Origin of the sequence: Pontibacter ummariensis, assembly GCF_900188175.1 — a bacterium.
GTDB classification, from domain to species: domain Bacteria; phylum Bacteroidota; class Bacteroidia; order Cytophagales; family Hymenobacteraceae; genus Pontibacter; species Pontibacter ummariensis.
In genome coordinates this window covers 19,487-36,697 of the sequence record NZ_FZOQ01000001.1, presented here as the reverse complement: position 1 = coordinate 36,697, position 17,211 = coordinate 19,487, and the positions used below count along the sequence as shown (strand labels likewise).

Here is a 17,211-nt window from a genome sequence, read left to right as displayed (position 1 = left end):
TTAAAATCTAAAGTGAGAGAATGCTTTGTTCGCTTCTGCCATTCTATGCGTATCGTCTTTTTTCTTTACGGCCGCACCTTCACCCTTAGCAGCTGCAATAATTTCACCTGCTAATCTGTCTTTCATTGTCTTCTCACCTCTCTTGCGAGCGTACGATATCATCCACTTGATACCTAGAGATACTCTGCGGTCCGGACGAACCTCAGTCGGCACTTGGAACGTAGCACCTCCTACCCTGCGGCTCTTTACTTCCACGCTTGGCATTACGTTGTTCAACGCTTTCTTCCAAGTTTCAAGGCCGTTTTCTTTAGTTCTTTGCTCTACTAGTTCTACAGCATCATAGAAGATACCATAAGCAACACTTTTCTTTCCGTCTTCCATCATGTAGTTAACGAAACGTGTTACTAATGTCTCTTTGTATTTAGGGTCGGGAAGGAGAATTCTACTTTTAGGCTTTGCTTTTCTCATTGTATTTGTACTCTATGGATTATCGTTTTTTACCTTTAGCGGCAGCAGGAGCCTGGCCTGGCTTAGGTCGCTTCGCACCGTACTTCGAGCGCGACTGAAGACGACCATTTACACCGGCTGTATCCAACGCACCACGCACGATGTGGTAACGTACACCTGGAAGGTCTTTCACTCTACCTCCTCTGATGAGCACAATAGAGTGCTCCTGAAGGTTGTGGCCCTCACCTGGGATATAGGCGTTCACTTCTTTGCCGTTTGTTAATCTTACCCTGGCAACTTTACGCATGGCAGAGTTTGGCTTCTTAGGCGTTGTGGTATATACTCTTGTACACACGCCACGACGCTGTGGGCACGCATCGAGGGCTGGAGACTTTGACTTTGACGTCAGTTTCTCTCTTCCCTTTCTTACTAATTGCTGTATAGTAGGCATTTACTAGTAGTTAATTATAGATTTTTCTACTTAAAATTTTGGTTTGCAAAGGTATAAAATTACCCTTGCAAATTCAAAATTTTAATTGACTAATTCTTAGCACCTTAGGCCTCTCCCATCGTTCCGCCGAAGTTCATCGGGAACATGGGTGCCTCCTGTGAATGCTTTATCTCGCCAAAGCTATCCTCATATTTCCGGATGTTATCCGCCAGAGCCGCCATTAATCTTTTGGCGTGCTCTGGGGTGATAACAACTCTTGATTTTACTTTGGCTTTAGGCAGACCCGGCATTAATCTTATAAAGTCAATCACAAACTCACTGCTTGAGTGGGAGATCATCGCTAAGTTGGCATATTCGCCCTCGGCTATTTCCTCCGTTAACTCTATGTTAATTTGGTTTTGCTTTTCCAGATCTTCCGCCATGTCTTATTACTTGCTTTGCAGTTCTCCTTGCTTTGCCTTGGTCGTCTTTTTGGACTCTACCAATGTATCGTACTCTTCCTGGCTTCCTACAATCAGGTTCTGGTACTCTCTCAAGCCAGTACCTGCCGGGATCAGGTGACCTACGATTACGTTTTCTTTCAGGCCTAGCAATTCGTCGGCTTTACCTTTGATGGCTGCTTCGCTCAGTACTTTGGTAGTTTCCTGGAACGAGGCCGCTGAGATAAAGCTTTGTGTACCCAACGACGCTTGTGTGATACCTTGCAGGGTAGGTCTTGATACCGCTGGAGAAGCATCCCGCACGGTCACCAGTTTCAGGTCGCGGCGCTTCAGGCTGGAGTTCTCGTCTCTCAGCCTGCGTGCTGTCACAATCTGTCCTGGCTTCAGGTTAGGCGAATCGCCGGCCTCCTCTACCACTTTCATATCGATGATGCGGTCGTTTTCCTCCATGAAGGAAACTTTGTCCACCACCTGGTTTTCCAGGAAGCTGGTGTCACCTGCATCTACTACCACTACTTTCTGCATCATCTGGCGCACCACCACCTCAATGTGCTTGTCGTTGATCTTCACACCCTGCAGACGGTATACCTCCTGTATCTCATTTACCAGGTACTCTTGCACGGCACCAGGACCCTGGATATTCAGGATATCTGTTGGCGTGATCGCACCATCCGACAACGGCATACCGGCACGGATAAAGTCATTGTCCTGTACCAGGATGTGCTTCGAAAGCGGCACCATGTACTTCTTCTTCACGCCGTCTTTCGACTCGATGAAGATTTCGCGGTTACCACGCTTCACACTACCGTACGTTACAACACCATCGATCTCAGACACTACCGCCGGGTTAGACGGGTTACGCGCCTCAAACAATTCTGTCACTCGTGGCAGACCACCTGTAATGTCTCGGGTTTTACCGATCGCACGCGGGATCTTCACCAGGATCTGTCCTGCCTTGATCTTCTCGCCGTTCTCTACTGTCAGGTGAGCACCCACCGGAATGTTATAGCCTTTTGGCTCGCCACTCTTCGGATTCACCACGATAGCCGGATTCTGCGTCTTATCTTTTGTATCGATGATCACTTTCTCACGGTAGCCTGTCTGTTCGTCAGACTCCTCGCGGTAAGTAACACCTTCGATGATGGACTCATAGGAGATCTCACCATCAAATTCAGAAAGAATAACCGCGTTGTACGGATCCCAGCTACACACCAGTGCCCCTTTCTCTATAATTTGTCCTTCGCTTACACTTAGGAAAGAGCCGTAAGGCACGTGGTTGCTGATCAGCAGCTTACCTGAGTTAGGATCCACTACTTTCACTTCACCTGAACGCCCCATTACCACCTTCACAGGTTCGCCTTCGTTGTTCACGGTATCCAGAGAACGAACATCTTCGAACTCTACTCTACCTCCAAACTTGGCCAGGATCGTTGCGTCTACCGCAATGTTAGACGCCGTACCACCTACGTGGAATGTACGGAGTGTCAGCTGCGTTCCAGGCTCACCGATAGACTGTGCGGCAATTACACCTACAGCCTCACCTTTCTGCACCATAAAGCCTGTTGCCAGGTTACGGCCGTAGCACTTCGCGCAGATACCACGCTTCGACTCACAGGTCAACACTGAACGGATCTCAACAGTCTCAATAGCCGTCTCCTCAATGGCACGCGCTATCTCCTCTGTGATCTCGGCTCCTGACTCAGCGATCAGTTCATTCGTGATCGGGTCAAACACATCGTGTACCGTTACACGACCGAGGATACGCTCAGAAAGTGACTCTACGATATCTTCGTTGTCTTTCAATGCGCTTACTTCCAGACCTCGCAGGGTACCGCAGTCTTCCTCATTCACGATCACGTCCTGAGACACGTCTACCAGACGGCGGGTCAGGTAACCGGCATCGGCTGTTTTAAGGGCCGTATCCGCAAGACCTTTACGGGCACCGTGTGTAGAGATAAAGTATTCGATTACATCCAGACCTTCCTTGAAGTTAGAAAGGATCGGGTTCTCGATAATCTCACCCACTGAACCTTGCAGAGACTTCTGAGGCTTCGCCATCAGACCTCGCATACCACCCAGCTGACGGATCTGCTCTCTCGAACCACGGGCTCCGGAGTGCATCATCATAAAGATGGAGTTAAAGCCTTGGTCGTCGTTCTCCAGACGGCGCATCAACGTTTCAGTAATCTGGTTGTTGATACGCGTCCAGATATCAATTACCTGGTTGTAACGCTCGTTGTCGGTGATCAGACCCATTGAGTAGTTTTGCCATACGGCTTCTACATCTTTCTTAGCCTGCGACACGAGAATATCCTTCTCAGCCGGGATGTTAATATCACCAAGTCCCATAGACAGACCGCCTTTGTAGGCAGACTGGAAACCTAGTGTCTTGATATCGTCCAGGAACTGGGCTGTACGCGCCATGCCCGTTTCCTTAAACACTCTTGAAATGATCTGCTGCAGTTTTTTCTTTGTCAGCAGCTCATCGATATAGCCTACTTCTTCCGGTACGAACTGGTTAAAGATCACACGGCCAGCTACTGTCTCAATCAGTCTTGACTGCAGTTCACCCTGCTCGTTCTTGATCTTCGCTCTTACCTTAATGTAAGCATGCTTAGAAATTCTGCCTTCGTTAATGGCAATGATCACTTCCTCCGCAGAGTAGAAGCTCATGCCTTCCCCGGCGATTTTCTCAGTTTCTGTGCTACGCTTACCTTTGGAAACGTAATAAAGACCGAGTACCATGTCCTGAGAAGGTACTGCAATTGGAGCACCGTTGGCAGGGTTCAGGATGTTGTGCGACGCCAGCATCAGCATAGAAGCTTCCAGTACAGCAGCAGGTCCAAGTGGAACGTGCACCGCCATCTGGTCACCGTCAAAGTCGGCGTTGAATGCCGTACACACTAATGGGTGCAGCTGAATCGCCTTTCCTTCGATCAGCTTCGGCTGGAATGCCTGAATACCTAACCTGTGAAGTGTAGGAGCACGGTTAAGGAGTACCGGGTGGCCTTTCAGCACATTCTCCAGGATATCCCAAACAACTGGGTCCTTACGATCTACGATCTTCTTCGCAGACTTCACCGTCTTCACAATACCTCTTTCAATCAGCTTGCGGATGATGAACGGCTTAAAGAGCTCAGCTGCCATGTTCTTTGGCAGACCGCACTCATGTAGCTTCAGTTCTGGACCAACCACAATTACTGAACGGCCAGAGTAGTCAACACGCTTACCAAGCAAGTTCTGACGGAAACGTCCTTGCTTACCTTTCAGCATGTCAGAAAGTGACTTCAGTGCGCGGTTACCTTCTGCCCGAACAGCGTTCACTTTACGTGAGTTGTCGAACAGGGAGTCTACCGCTTCCTGCAGCATTCGCTTCTCGTTGCGAAGGATTACCTCAGGAGCCTTGATCTCGATCAGACGCTTCAGACGGTTATTACGGATGATTACACGTCTGTACAGGTCATTCAAGTCAGAAGTAGCGAAACGGCCACCATCCAATGGAACAAGCGGACGAAGCTCTGGCGGAATCACAGGCACCATGCGGATAATCATCCACTCTGGTCTGTTTTCAATTCTGGTTGTAGCATCACGGAAAGCCTCCACCACGCGCAAACGCTTCAGCGCCTCAGCCTTACGTTGCTGCGAGGTTTCATGCGCTGCCGCATGACGCAGTTCATAAGAAAGGTCATCCAAGTTTGTGCGCTCCAGCAGCATTTGCAGCGCTTCGGCACCCATCTTCGCGATGAACTTGTTCGGGTCGTTGTTATCCAGCATCTGGTTCTCACGTGGCAGTTTGTCCACCATGTCCAGATACTCATCCTCTGTCAGGAAGTCCAGCGTGTTCACGCCGTCTTCTGCCAGAATGCCTGGCTGGATCACTACGTATCGCTCGTAGTAGATAATCTGGTCAAGCTTCTTGGTTGGTAAGCCTAACAGATATCCGATTTTATTTGGAAGAGATTTAAAGTACCAGATGTGTGCTACCGGAACTACGAGCTCGATGTGGCCCATACGCTCACGACGCACTTTCTTCTCAGTCACCTCCACGCCGCATCGGTCGCAGATGATGCCCTTGTATCTGATTCTTTTATACTTTCCGCAGTGGCATTCCCAGTCCTTTACGGGTCCGAATATTCTTTCACAGAACAGACCACCCATCTCAGGCTTATAGGTTCTATAGTTTATGGTCTCAGGTTTTACTACCTCTCCGTTGGAACGCTCCAGGATTGACTCCGGCGAAGCCAAGCTGATCGTAACTTTAGAGAAGTCCTGAGTTAGCTTTTTATTTTTCGCAAATGCCATATTATTACAATAATGTCGATACAATGAATATGCTTTACAGCTAAACCAGCATAAGTAGGCCAAGCGCCGGGACTGTGCCCAGCGCTTGGCTTTATACTTTTACTCCAACGTAATCTCCAGGGCCAGGCCTCTCAGTTCGTGGATCAACACGTTGAAAGATTCCGGGATGTTTGGTTTAGGAAGCACGTCGCCTTTCACGATTGACTCGTAGGCTTTCGCACGACCAATTACGTCGTCTGACTTTACTGTAAGAATTTCTTGCAGCACGTTGGAAGCACCGAAGGCCTCCAGCGCCCACACCTCCATCTCACCGAAACGCTGACCACCGAACTGGGCTTTACCACCCAGCGGCTGCTGCGTAATCAGAGAGTATGGACCAATCGAACGGGCGTGCATCTTATCGTCCACCAGGTGACCCAGTTTCAGCATGTAGATCACTCCTACCGTTACCGGCTGGTCAAAACGGTCTCCTGAAAGACCGTCATACAGGTATGTACGGCCAAAGCTTGGAAGACCTGCTTCTGCTAACTCGGCTTGCACCTGGTCTTCCGTAGCACCGTCGAAGATTGGCGTCGCATACGTTCTGCCCAGCTTCTTACCGGCCCATCCAAGAACTGTCTCGTAGATCTGGCCGATGTTCATTCGGGAAGGTACACCCAGCGGGTTCAGCACGATGTCCATCGGCGTTCCATCCTCCAGGAACGGCATGTCCTCTTCGCGCACGATTCTGGCTACCACACCTTTGTTACCGTGGCGTCCAGCCATCTTGTCACCCACCTTCAGCTTACGCTTCTTGGCGATGTACACTTTGGCTAACTGCACGATACCTGCTGGCAACTCGTCGCCTACCTCCAGGGTGAAACGCTCACGCTTGAAGTGTGCTGACACGATGTTGCGGCGCTTGTTGTAGTTCTTCACAAGCTCCACCAGCATGCCGTTTGTCTTATCGTCAGCCGTCCAGTTTTCCAGAATCAGGTCTTTGAACATGTTCACCTCTTCCGGAACCGCATAATTACTTTCGTCCTTATAAGGGTTCTTTTCAGGGAACAGGGCTTCAATGATGTTTCTTCTGGAGAACTTCACGCCCTTCGTCAGGATTTCATCACCGAACTTGTGACGGATACCTTGTGAGGTTTTGCCGTCCAGCAACTCTACCAGCTTATCTACCATCACATTCTTGATGCTAGTCAGCTCTTTCGAGTACTTCACTTTCAGCTCTTCTACCTCTTTCTTCGATTTTGCACGAAGGTTCTTATCTTTCTTAGGACGGGAGAAGAGTTTTGTTCCGATCACCACACCGTTCAGAGAAGGCGGTGCCTTCAGCGAGGCATCCTTCACATCGCCAGCCTTATCACCAAAGATGGCGCGCAGCAGTTTCTCCTCCGGAGTTGGGTCAGTCTCTCCTTTTGGTGTGATCTTACCGATCAGGATATCCCCTTCACGTACTTCAGCACCAATGCGGATAATACCGTTCTCATCCAGGTTACGAACAGCCTCTTCGCTCACGTTCGGGATCTCTGAGGTCAGTTCTTCTTCCCCGCGCTTCGTCTCACGTACCTCCAGCTCGAACTCTTCGATGTGGATAGACGTGAAGATGTCGTCGCGAACAACTTTTTCAGAAATAACGATGGCGTCCTCGAAGTTGTAACCTTGCCATGGCATGAACGCCACCTGCATGTTACGGCCGATAGCCAGCTCCCCGTTGTTGGTTGCATAGCCCTCGCAAAGCGGCTCACCTTTTGTAACGCGCTCGCCTTTCTTCACGATCGGCGTCAGGTTAATGCAGGTGTCCTGGTTTGTTCTTCTGAACTTCACCATGTTGTAAGTCACATACTCAGCGTCGAAGGAAACAAGTTTCTCGTCTTCGCTCAGGTCGTACTTCACAACAATTTTTGTAGAGTCAACAAAGTCGATCACACCGTCGCCTTCGGCAATCACCAATGCGCGGGAGTCGATTGCTGCTCTTCTTTCCAGACCTGTACCTACGATCGGAGCCTCTGGCTTCAACAATGGCACGGCCTGGCGTTGCATGTTCGAACCCATCAGGGCACGGTTGGCGTCATCATGCTCCAGGAATGGAATCATAGAAGCAGCCACCGACACGATCTGGTTCGGAGCAACGTCCATATAAGTATAGGTTTCCGGTGCCTCCACTGGGAAGTCACCTTCAAAGCGTCCTTTTACAGTTGGGTTCACGAAGTTACCGTTCTCATCGATCACGGCATTTGCCTGTGCGATGTGGTGCGTATCTTCTTCCTCTGCTGTCAGGTACTCTATAGAGCCATCCATCTCTACTTTACCTTCAATCACCTTACGGTAAGGTGTCTCGATAAAGCCCATGTGGTTTACGCGTGCATGCACACACAGAGAAGAGATCAGACCAATGTTCGGTCCTTCCGGCGTCTCAATCGTACACAGGCGGCCGTAGTGCGTGTAGTGCACGTCACGTACTTCGAAACCGGCACGCTCTCTTGACAGACCTCCTGGCCCCAGGGCAGACACACGGCGCTTGTGCGTTACTTCCGCCAGCGGGTTCGTCTGGTCCATGAACTGAGACAGCTGGTTTGTTCCGAAGAACGAGTTGATCACCGAAGACAGGGTACGCGCGTTGATCAAATCTACCGGCTTGAAGTCTTCGTTGTCGCGCACGTTCATACGCTCTTTGATGGTACGGGCCATACGCGCCAGACCAACACCGAACTGTGCATACAGCTGCTCGCCTACCGTTCTTACACGGCGGTTGCTCAAGTGGTCAATATCGTCCACCACTGCTTTTGCGTTGATCAGACCGATCAGGTACTTCACGATCAGGACGATGTCCTCGTTCGTCAGTACTTTCGCATCCCAGTTCGTGTCCAGACCCAGCTTTTTGTTGATACGGTAACGGCCAACTTCACCCAGGTCATAACGCTTGTCTGAGAAGAACAGCTTCTGGATAATATCGCGTGCTGTTTCCTCATCCGGCGCCTCTGTATTACGCAGCTGACGGTAGATCTGCTCTACGGCTTCTTTCTCAGAGTTAGAGTTGTCCTTCTGCAGGGTATTATAGATGATAGCGTAGTCCGCGATGTTCACGTTCTCGCGGTGCAGGATGATAGACTTTACACCAGAGTCTACGATCACATCGATATCGTCCTGGGTGATTTCAGAGTCACGCTCTAAAAGCACTTCGTTACGGTCGATCGATACTACTTCACCAGTATCCTCATCCACGAAGTCTTCTGTCCAGGTTCTTAACACCCGGGCAGCCAGTCTGCGACCGATCACATCTTTCAATGTTTTCTTGTCAGCTGGTACTTCCTCCGAAAGCCCGAACAGGTCCAGGATATCTTTGTCTGTTCCGTAACCGATAGCACGAAGCAGCGTAGTTACCGGAAACTTCTTCTTACGGTCGATGTACGCGTACATCACGTTGTTCACGTCTGTCGCGAACTCTACCCAGGATCCTTTAAAAGGGATAATTCTGGCAGAATACAATTTTGTGCCGTTGGTGTGCTTGCTCTGTGCAAAGAACACGCCTGGTGATCTGTGCAACTGGGAAACGATAACACGCTCGGCACCATTAATCACAAAAGAGCCTTTCTCGGTCATGTATGGGATGTTACCCAAGAACACTTCCTGCTCGATTGTCTCGAAATCTTCGTTGTCCTCATCATTACAGATCAGGCGAAGCTTCGCTTTTAAAGGAACGGAATAAGTAAGTCCTCTGTCGATACTTTCGTCCACAGAGTATTTTGGTGGATCTATATGGTAATCAATAAACTCCAGTACGAAGTTCTCTCGTGAATCTGAGATAGGAAAGTTCTCGGCGAACACCTTGAACAAGCCTTCCTGAGCTCTATTTTCAGCGGGTGTTTCCAGCTGAAAGAAGTCTTGGAATGACCGCACCTGAACGTCCAAAAAGTCAGGGTAGTCAATTACCGGCTTTATAGAGGCAAAATTGATTCGTTCTTTCGTTTTGTTCTTAGCCAAAGCCTTAGAATTTAGGTTAACAATAAGTTAAAGGCACACAGAGTCCAAAACAGCTGTGGGCAGAAAAAAGGTCCAAAAGAATTTGGATTTGTGTACAAACAGGAAAAGACCTGACGAAATTGCCAGGTCTACCTGTTATCGGTATGTTGATATAGTGGGATTATTTAACCTCCACTTCAGCACCAGCTTCTTCCAGAGATTTCTTCAGTGAGTCAGCCTCGTCTTTCGCAACACCTTCTTTCAGTGTCTTAGGAGCGCCGTCTACCAGTTCTTTAGCCTCTTTCAGACCAAGACCAGTAAGCTCTTTTACTAGCTTAACTACAGCTAGTTTCTGAGCACCTGCTGACTTAAGGACTACGTCAAAAGAAGTTTTTTCTTCTGCAGCAGCGCCACCCTCAGCTGCACCACCACCAGCAACCATTACTGGAGCAGCAGCAGCAGGCTCGATACCATACTCATCCTTAAGAATAGTAGCTAGTTCATTAACTTCCTTTACAGTTAAGTTTACTAACTGCTCAGCGAATGCTTTCAAATCTGCCATTTTTATTGAAATTAAAAGTTACTTATTGATTACGTTTTTAAAAGTTATTCTTTTTCCGATAAAGTTTTCAGGATACCGGCTAGTTTACCACCACCGCTCTGCAGCGCAGAAACAACGTTCTTCGCAGGAGACTGTAGCATGCCAATAACATCACCGATGAGTTCAGCCTTAGACTTGATCTTAGACAGGGCGTCTAACTGATCGTTGCCAACAAAAAGACCAGCATCGATGTAAGCACCTTTCAGAAGTGGAAGCGTGTTGCCTTTCTTTCTGAAGTCCTGAATGAGTTTTGCAGGGGCATTGCCTGACTCTGGTGAGAACAGGATACCGGAAGCGCCTTTCAAAACACCTTCAAGTGCTGCTGTATCAGCCTCTAAAGTATCTAGAGCCTTTTTAATTAGTGTATTTTTATATACTTTGTACTCAAGACCGCGGTCAAAGCACATTCTCCTGAACTGGTTGATGGTCGCTACACTCATGGTAGACGCATCTGTGATATAGAAGTAGTTCGTATTCGCTAACTTCTCGCTCAGTTCATTTACGATTATCTCTTTTTCTTCCCTGGTCATTTCTTAGATAGCTGAATTCTTTTCAACGGTTACGGCCGGACTCATTGTGCTAGACAATGTGATGCTCCGGATGTAGGTACCTTTTGCAGATGATGGCTTTAAGCGGTTCAGTGTCTGAAGTACCTCATTAGCGTTAGCAGCAAGTTGTTCTGCTGAGAAAGAAACCTTTCCTACGCTGGTGTGGATGATGCCGAACTTGTCAACTTTGAAGTCGATCTTACCGGCCTTTACTTCTTTCACTGCTTTTGCTACATCCTGTGTAACAGTGCCAGACTTAGGGTTTGGCATCAGGTTACGAGGACCTAAGATTCTACCCAAACGACCTACTTTCGCCATGACAGCTGGCATCGTGATGATCACGTCTACATCTGTCCAGCCTTTTTCGATCTTCTGGATGTAATCGTCTAGACCTACGAAATCAGCGCCGGCCTCTCTTGCCTCTTCCTCCTTGTCTGGAGTAACAAGGGCAAGTACTCTTACATTTTTACCAGTACCGTGAGGCAGGGTAACAATACCACGCACCATTTGGTCTGCCTTGCGAGGGTCAACACCCAGGCGCACATCTATATCAACAGAAGCATCAAACTTCGTGAAGGTAATGTCCTTTACAACGGATGCGGCATCTGTTAAAGAATACTCTTTTGTCAGGTCAGCTTTTTCTAAAGCAGCTTTCCTCTTTTTTGATATCTTCGCCATTTTCCTCTAACTTATTATTCGTTCCACGGAGCATTACCAGAAACTGTGATACCCATGCTTCTTGCTGTTCCTGCTACCATTTTCATGGCAGACTCCAGTTTGAAAGCATTTAAGTCAGGCATCTTTGTTTCAGCGATCTCTCTGATCTGATCCCATGTTACAGATCCCACTTTGTTACGGTTAGGCTCTTTAGAACCTCCCTTAATTTTAGCGGCATCCAGCAACAGGATAGGAGCAGGTGGAGTCTTTACAACAAAGTCGAAGGACTTATCTGCGTAGATTGTAATCAAAACTGGTAACACCTGGCCTGGCTTATCCTGGGTTCTAGCATTGAACTGCTTACAGAACTCCATAATGTTAAGACCTTTAGAACCAAGTGCAGGTCCAACCGGTGGCGATGGATTCGCGGCACCTCCCTTTATCTGAAGTTTCAGATAACCTTTTATTTCCTTTGCCATTATAAATATTTACTACGATTCTTTTTCTACTTGCATGTAGTTCAGCTCGACAGGGGTGTTTCGGCCAAAGATCTTCACCATTACGTTCAGTTTCTTCCGCTCCTCAAATACCTCCTCTACTGTCCCGGAGAAACCGCTGAATGGACCATCCATTACTTTCACGATCTCGCCTACTACAAATGGCGTATCCAGCACTTCTGTCTGCTCCTCTGCTTCGTCTACTGTACCCAGGATTCTGTTTACCTCTGACTGGCGCAGTGGAACGGCTTTCTTTTCAGCGGCACCGTCGTTGGCACCTAAGAAACCAATGACACCAGGAGTGCTGATGATGATGTGCTCTGCTTCTCCGTGTGATAGGTCTGCGTGTACTAACACATACCCTGGAAAGAAGCTGCGCTCTCTGATTCTCTTTTTCCCGTTCCGCATCTCGTATACTTTCTCTGCGGGGATCAACACTTGCGGAACGTACTCTTCGAGGCCCTGCCTCATAATCTCATTTTCCAGGTAAGCTTTCGCTTTCTTTTCCTGGCCGCTTACTGCGCGGACTACATACCATTTTAAATCAGCCATACTCTTCTAATTTAAAACTGGTCGTAAAACCATGTCAGGCCAGAATCAAAAACGAAATCCATGGCACCAACAACAAGAGCAAAGATCAACGAGCCCACCAACACTAACACAGAACTGTTTTGCAGTTCCGGGTAAGTAGGCCAGGAGACTTTGTCTTTCATCTCCTCAACTGTTTCGTTAATGTAGTTTGTTACTTTGCTCATCGCCTTCGCTTTACTGAGAATAAAAATTGCACGGGTGGAGAGACTCGAACTCCCAGCCAATGGTTTTGGAGACCACTACTCTACCAATTGAGCTACACCCGTAAAAAAATGCACGCCACTTGTGAAATGGAGTGCAAATTTATTCAAAAGTTTAGTAATATCAAACCCGTTCTCAAAATTCTTTTCAAGAACGGGTCTGATATTTAAGTATTAGTCAAGGATTTCAGTTACCTGACCAGCACCTACAGTTCTACCACCCTCACGGATAGCGAAACGCAGGCCTTTCTCCATTGCCACAGCGTTGATCAAAGTTACGTCAATCGTGATGTTATCACCTGGCATAACCATCTCTACACCTTCTGGCAACTTGATCTCTCCGGTAACGTCTGTTGTTCTGAAGTAGAACTGCGGACGGTACTTGTTGAAGAATGGCGTGTGACGACCGCCTTCTTCTTTAGAAAGAACGTAAACCTCAGCTTTGAATCTTGTGTGAGGCTTCACAGAACCTGGCTTACAGATAACCATACCACGACGGATATCAGTTTTCTCTATACCACGCAGCAGAAGACCTACGTTGTCACCAGCTTCACCTCTGTCAAGGATCTTACGGAACATTTCCACACCCGTAACAGTAGACTTCAGGTTCTCAGCACCCATACCCAAGATCTCAACTGGCTCACCAGAGTTTACTACACCACGCTCGATACGGCCAGTAGCCACAGTACCACGACCAGTGATAGAGAACACGTCCTCAACTGGCATCAGGAACGGAAGGTCAACCAGACGCTCTGGAAGCGGAATCCAAGTATCAACTGCGTTCATCAACTCTTCGATAGTAGCAACCCACTTCGCATCGCCGTTCAGACCACCAAGGGCAGAACCCTGGATTACCGGAATGTTATCGCCATCGAACTCATAGAAAGAAAGCAGTTCGCGGATTTCCATTTCAACAAGCTCAAGAAGCTCTGGGTCATCCACCATGTCCACTTTGTTCATGAATACTACCAGCTGAGGTACACCTACCTGACGAGCAAGAAGGATGTGCTCACGCGTTTGTGGCATTGGACCGTCAGTAGCGGCAACCACAAGGATAGCACCGTCCATCTGAGCAGCACCCGTAACCATGTTCTTCACATAGTCAGCGTGACCAGGGCAGTCAACGTGTGCATAGTGACGGTTTTCAGTTGCATATTCTACGTGAGAAGTATTGATTGTAATACCTCTTTCTTTTTCTTCAGGAGCGTTGTCAATTGAAGAGAAGTCACGCAGGGAAGCAAGACCTTTAGCAGCCAGAACTGTAGTAATAGCTGCAGTTAACGTAGTCTTACCATGGTCAACGTGACCGATAGTACCGATATTTACGTGCGGTTTGGAACGGTCAAATGTTTCTTTAGCCATTGTATGATATTAAATTAAGGTTAAAACGTTTAAGTTTATGTCGCGCTTTTAAATATACACGTAACGGACTGTGAGCCAACGATGGGAATTGAACCCACGACCCCTTCCTTACCAAGGAAGTACTCTACCCCTGAGCTACGTCGGCTTCTAGTTAATCCAAGTTCTATCTAAAAATTACAACCCTATTTACAGTAAAAAGGAAGCTCATCTGCATGAATTTCCTTCTCCAGTTAATCCGTAAATCGTAAGTCGCAATTTTAGATTTATTTGAGCGGGAGACGAGGGTCGAACTCGCGGCCTATAGCTTGGAAGGCTATCGCTCTACCAACTGAGCTACTCCCGCTTTCAAACAATAAATCAAACAGCCGCATGCGGCTTAAAAGTGGGGAGAGCAGGATTCGAACCTGCGAAAGCTTACGCTAACGGAGTTACAGTCCGTCCCATTTGGCCACTCTGGAATCTCCCCTAAGGCTAATCTCGCATTAATTAGCAGAACTTTTCCTTTCAAACTTTCGCTTCAGAAGCGTTCTTCGTTCTAAGGTGATGCAAAATTAACCGCTTTTTACTTCAAGTCAAATATTCAACGAAAAAAAGTTAAAAAAATTCCCGCCTTTATTGCCCATACATTTCCAGTAGGCGCTTATCTGTCTCATTCTGACGTATTTCGTTTAAAAGGGCCTGCACTTCCGGTCGCTCCGACATTACCATCAGGGCCTGGTAGGCGGAAGCCCTTACGTAGTACATCCGGTGATTTTGTGCGATACCGGCCAGTAAGTTAATGGCCTCCGGTGTGTTTGTCTCGCTGTTACCTGCCAGAAAAGCCCCAAAACTCTGGAGCAGGTAATAGAGCCCCCCTCCTTTTGCCTGGTTTATCTGGCGCACGAACCAGTCATACTTCTCTGGTCCGGCCTGCACGGCGTAATTGGTGGCCAATGCCAACACAATCTCCTCATTCTTTTCCTCCTCAAACTGGCGCAGCCTCTCCCTGATGTCTGCAGCCCCTGTGCCCGCATACGCCATGATGCCGGCAGCAGCAGCCTGATAAGAACTATCCTGCATGGCCTGCTCAAAAACGGCCTTGTACTTTTCCCCTCCCCATCCGGCTAAGGCCAGCACGGCGTCGGCACGCACAGCCCCCTTCTCATCCTCTAGGGCCATCTGTTTGATGGTCGGCGCCACGACTCCTGCCTGCTCCTGACTAAGATTGCTTAAGGCATTAATGCCTGTACTTCTCACGCGCCAGTAATCATCCTTTAAAGCGGCCTGGTACATCTTCAATACTTCCGGGTTCTGCAGCTTCTCCTCTAGCTTTGTCAGGGCCTCCAGCTTCGGGGCCAACTGGCCTGCATGATAGAACTGGTAAAGCAGCTCCTGCTCCGACTTCTCGTGTGCTACGGTACCGAGCAACTGTTGCTCGGCATCAAACAGCACCAGTTCCGGTTTCGTGGCTGTGTTAAAGGTAAAGGTCTGGTTTGCCTTGTCTACCACGATCGGGTACGTTGTTTTCTTCCCTCCTGCCCACACAGCCACTTCAAGCGGCAGCCGGTACACCGGCATGTAAGCAGTATCCTGCACCTGTTTTACCTGCAGGCTCAGCTGCCCGTTCTGGTAAGTCTGCGCCACTTGTAGCTCCGGGTGCCCCGGCTGCATGAACCACTGGTCAAAAAACCACATCAGGTCCATGCCTGTCACATCCTCAAAGGCCATCCGCAACTCGGCGACTTCCACAGCAGAGAATTTATTATCGGTTAGATAACGGTTAAGGGAAGCAAAGAAGGCCTCGTCGCCTACCAGTTTGCGCAGCATGTGTAGCACCCGTCCGCCCTTGGCATAAGAGTGTGCATCAAACATGTCCTCTTTGTCGCCATAGTAATAGCGAATGAGCGGCTCGCGTTTGGTCTCGGCTTCATCGAGGTACTGGCCCAGTTCGTCTAACTGCAGGTAAGCGGCCTCATCAGCCCCGAACTTGTGCTCTGCCCAAAGGTACTCTGAGTAATTAGCAAACGCCTCGTTAAGCGGCAGGTTCGCCCAGGATTCCGTGGTCACATAATCACCAAACCACTGGTGGAAAAGCTCATGGGCAATAATGCCGTCCCAGTTCTTGTCCAGCAGTTCCCGCTCGTTCAGCTGCAGGTCCTCCATAAACACCGAGGCAGAGGTATTCTCCATCGCCCCAGAAACATAGTCCCGTACCACTACCTGTGCATATTTTGGCCAGGGATAGGCTACCCCTAGCTTCTTCGAGAAGAACTCCATCATCTCCGGCGTGTTGCCAAAGATCTTCTTCGCGGTGCCTTGGTACTCCGGCTCTACATAATAGGTAAGCTCCCGATCGCGCCACTTGTCTTTTACCTGGGCAAACTCCCCGATGGCCATCATGGCCAGGTAAGGGGCGTGTGGCAACTCCTGCCTCCAGTAATCGGTCTTTGTTCCGTCTGCATTTTTCCGGGAGTACATAAACACCCCGTTGGAGAGCGTGGTAAACTTAGGGTCTACCGTAATGTAGATATCCTGCGTCATGCGCTCATTCGGTGCATCAATGGTCGGAAACCAGGCAGAGCTTGCCTCCGTTTCTCCCTGGGTCCAGATCTGCTGCGGCTTGTTCGGTTCCTCCCCGAGTGGGTTGATAAAGTACAGGCCTTTGTCTGCTGTGATCGCATCACTGCCTCCGGCCGGCAACTCGTTCGGCTTGGCGGTATAATCTATCTCCACCACGTACTCTTCGTTACGGGTATAGGTCTTATCCAGCTTAATGCGAAGCTTCTGCCCATCATAGGCGTACTGCAGGGGCGTGGCATCAAAGCCTTTCATTAGGTTCACGCTGTGGATGTCCATGCCTTTGGCATCGAGCACGAGTGAATCCTGCGGGTAGAAGTAAGGCTTGAGCCTTAGCTCGGCCAGGCCGTTCAGGTATTGCTTTTCCCAATCGAAGCCCACGCGGAGCGTAGTGTGCAGCAGGTCGTGCACGTTGGTACGGGAGGGGTTAAACTGGTGCTTCTTGGGTGCCCACGCAGGCACTGTATCGGCAGGCGCCACGGCCACTTTGCGTTTTACGTCCTGCGCTGCCTGGGTATCTACTACAGCTTTATTCGCACTGCAGGCACTCGTAAAGGCCATTGCCGCCGCGAGGCCCACAATGCTTAAAAACCTATGATTCATGCTAG

General features: G+C 48.9%; 13 protein-coding genes and 4 tRNA genes. All 17 read right to left on the bottom strand.

From position 1 onward, the window contains the following. The gene (rpsG, locus tag CHB92_RS00185; protein WP_089317148.1) at positions 1-468 is read right to left on the bottom strand and encodes a 30S ribosomal protein S7; all 468 of its coding nucleotides are present in this window, start codon (positions 466-468) and stop codon (positions 1-3) included. Between the two features lie 19 nt (positions 469-487). Then, a complete protein-coding gene (gene rpsL, locus CHB92_RS00180) occupies positions 488-898 on the bottom strand; it encodes a 30S ribosomal protein S12 (protein WP_089317147.1) in 411 nt (136 codons plus the stop codon). 104 nt (positions 899-1,002) lie between these two features. Further along, complete coding sequence (locus tag CHB92_RS00175) at positions 1,003-1,320, bottom strand: DUF3467 domain-containing protein (RefSeq protein ID WP_089317146.1); 318 nt, start codon at positions 1,318-1,320, stop codon at positions 1,003-1,005. 6 nt (positions 1,321-1,326) lie between these two features. Further along, positions 1,327-5,640 carry a DNA-directed RNA polymerase subunit beta' gene (gene rpoC / locus CHB92_RS00170; protein ID WP_089317145.1) on the bottom strand — a complete coding sequence of 1,438 codons (4,314 nt, stop codon included), beginning with the start codon at positions 5,638-5,640 and terminating at the stop codon, positions 1,327-1,329. Positions 5,641-5,739: 99 nt separating this feature from the next. Beyond that, entirely contained in the window at positions 5,740-9,612 is a 3,873-nt protein-coding gene (gene rpoB, locus CHB92_RS00165; RefSeq protein ID WP_089317144.1) for a DNA-directed RNA polymerase subunit beta, read from the bottom strand. A 160-nt stretch (positions 9,613-9,772) separates the two neighbouring features. Then, complete coding sequence (gene rplL / locus CHB92_RS00160; protein WP_025609044.1) at positions 9,773-10,153, bottom strand: 50S ribosomal protein L7/L12; 381 nt, start codon at positions 10,151-10,153, stop codon at positions 9,773-9,775. A gap of 44 nt (positions 10,154-10,197) precedes the next feature. Beyond that, positions 10,198-10,722: a 50S ribosomal protein L10 gene (gene rplJ / locus CHB92_RS00155; protein WP_089317143.1), complete on the bottom strand. Its 525-nt coding sequence runs from the start codon at positions 10,720-10,722 to the stop codon at positions 10,198-10,200. 3 nt (positions 10,723-10,725) lie between these two features. Further along, entirely contained in the window at positions 10,726-11,418 is a 693-nt protein-coding gene (gene rplA / locus CHB92_RS00150; RefSeq protein ID WP_089317142.1) for a 50S ribosomal protein L1, read from the bottom strand. 14 nt (positions 11,419-11,432) lie between these two features. Beyond that, positions 11,433-11,876, bottom strand: a complete 444-nt coding sequence (gene rplK, locus CHB92_RS00145) for a 50S ribosomal protein L11 (protein WP_089317141.1) — start codon at positions 11,874-11,876, stop codon at positions 11,433-11,435. A 12-nt stretch (positions 11,877-11,888) separates the two neighbouring features. Then, positions 11,889-12,446: a transcription termination/antitermination protein NusG gene (gene nusG / locus CHB92_RS00140; RefSeq protein ID WP_089317140.1), complete on the bottom strand. Its 558-nt coding sequence runs from the start codon at positions 12,444-12,446 to the stop codon at positions 11,889-11,891. A gap of 11 nt (positions 12,447-12,457) precedes the next feature. Next, the gene (gene secE / locus CHB92_RS00135) at positions 12,458-12,649 is read right to left on the bottom strand and encodes a preprotein translocase subunit SecE (RefSeq protein WP_089317139.1); all 192 of its coding nucleotides are present in this window, start codon (positions 12,647-12,649) and stop codon (positions 12,458-12,460) included. 29 nt (positions 12,650-12,678) lie between these two features. Further along, positions 12,679-12,751: transfer RNA gene (locus CHB92_RS00130), tRNA-Trp, on the bottom strand. Positions 12,752-12,859: 108 nt separating this feature from the next. Beyond that, positions 12,860-14,047 carry an elongation factor Tu gene (gene tuf, locus CHB92_RS00125; RefSeq protein WP_089317138.1) on the bottom strand — a complete coding sequence of 396 codons (1,188 nt, stop codon included), beginning with the start codon at positions 14,045-14,047 and terminating at the stop codon, positions 12,860-12,862. Positions 14,048-14,120: 73 nt separating this feature from the next. Next, positions 14,121-14,192: transfer RNA gene (locus CHB92_RS00120), tRNA-Thr, on the bottom strand. A gap of 125 nt (positions 14,193-14,317) precedes the next feature. Further along, positions 14,318-14,390: transfer RNA gene (locus tag CHB92_RS00115), tRNA-Gly, on the bottom strand. A 40-nt stretch (positions 14,391-14,430) separates the two neighbouring features. After that, a tRNA-Tyr gene (locus tag CHB92_RS00110) sits at positions 14,431-14,513 on the bottom strand. 146 nt (positions 14,514-14,659) lie between these two features. After that, positions 14,660-17,206: a M1 family metallopeptidase gene (locus CHB92_RS00105; RefSeq protein WP_089317137.1), complete on the bottom strand. Its 2,547-nt coding sequence runs from the start codon at positions 17,204-17,206 to the stop codon at positions 14,660-14,662. Positions 17,207-17,211: the final 5 nt, after the last annotated feature.

What these genes read in the sequence shown, in the direction of transcription:
- rpoC (WP_089317145.1), bottom strand. Translation starts at nt 5,640, where the DNA reads ATGGCATTTGCGAAAAATAAAAAGCTAACTCAGGACTTCTCTAAAGTT.
- rpsG (WP_089317148.1), bottom strand. Translation starts at nt 468, where the DNA reads ATGAGAAAAGCAAAGCCTAAAAGTAGAATTCTCCTTCCCGACCCTAAA.
- tuf (WP_089317138.1), bottom strand. Translation starts at nt 14,047, where the DNA reads ATGGCTAAAGAAACATTTGACCGTTCCAAACCGCACGTAAATATCGGT.
- rplK (WP_089317141.1), bottom strand. Translation starts at nt 11,876, where the DNA reads ATGGCAAAGGAAATAAAAGGTTATCTGAAACTTCAGATAAAGGGAGGT.
- rplA (WP_089317142.1), bottom strand. Translation starts at nt 11,418, where the DNA reads ATGGCGAAGATATCAAAAAAGAGGAAAGCTGCTTTAGAAAAAGCTGAC.
- rplL (WP_025609044.1), bottom strand. Translation starts at nt 10,153, where the DNA reads ATGGCAGATTTGAAAGCATTCGCTGAGCAGTTAGTAAACTTAACTGTA.
- secE (WP_089317139.1), bottom strand. Translation starts at nt 12,649, where the DNA reads ATGAGCAAAGTAACAAACTACATTAACGAAACAGTTGAGGAGATGAAA.
- rpsL (WP_089317147.1), bottom strand. Translation starts at nt 898, where the DNA reads ATGCCTACTATACAGCAATTAGTAAGAAAGGGAAGAGAGAAACTGACG.
- rplJ (WP_089317143.1), bottom strand. Translation starts at nt 10,722, where the DNA reads ATGACCAGGGAAGAAAAAGAGATAATCGTAAATGAACTGAGCGAGAAG.
- CHB92_RS00105 (WP_089317137.1), bottom strand. Translation starts at nt 17,206, where the DNA reads ATGAATCATAGGTTTTTAAGCATTGTGGGCCTCGCGGCGGCAATGGCC.
- CHB92_RS00175 (WP_089317146.1), bottom strand. Translation starts at nt 1,320, where the DNA reads ATGGCGGAAGATCTGGAAAAGCAAAACCAAATTAACATAGAGTTAACG.
- nusG (WP_089317140.1), bottom strand. Translation starts at nt 12,446, where the DNA reads ATGGCTGATTTAAAATGGTATGTAGTCCGCGCAGTAAGCGGCCAGGAA.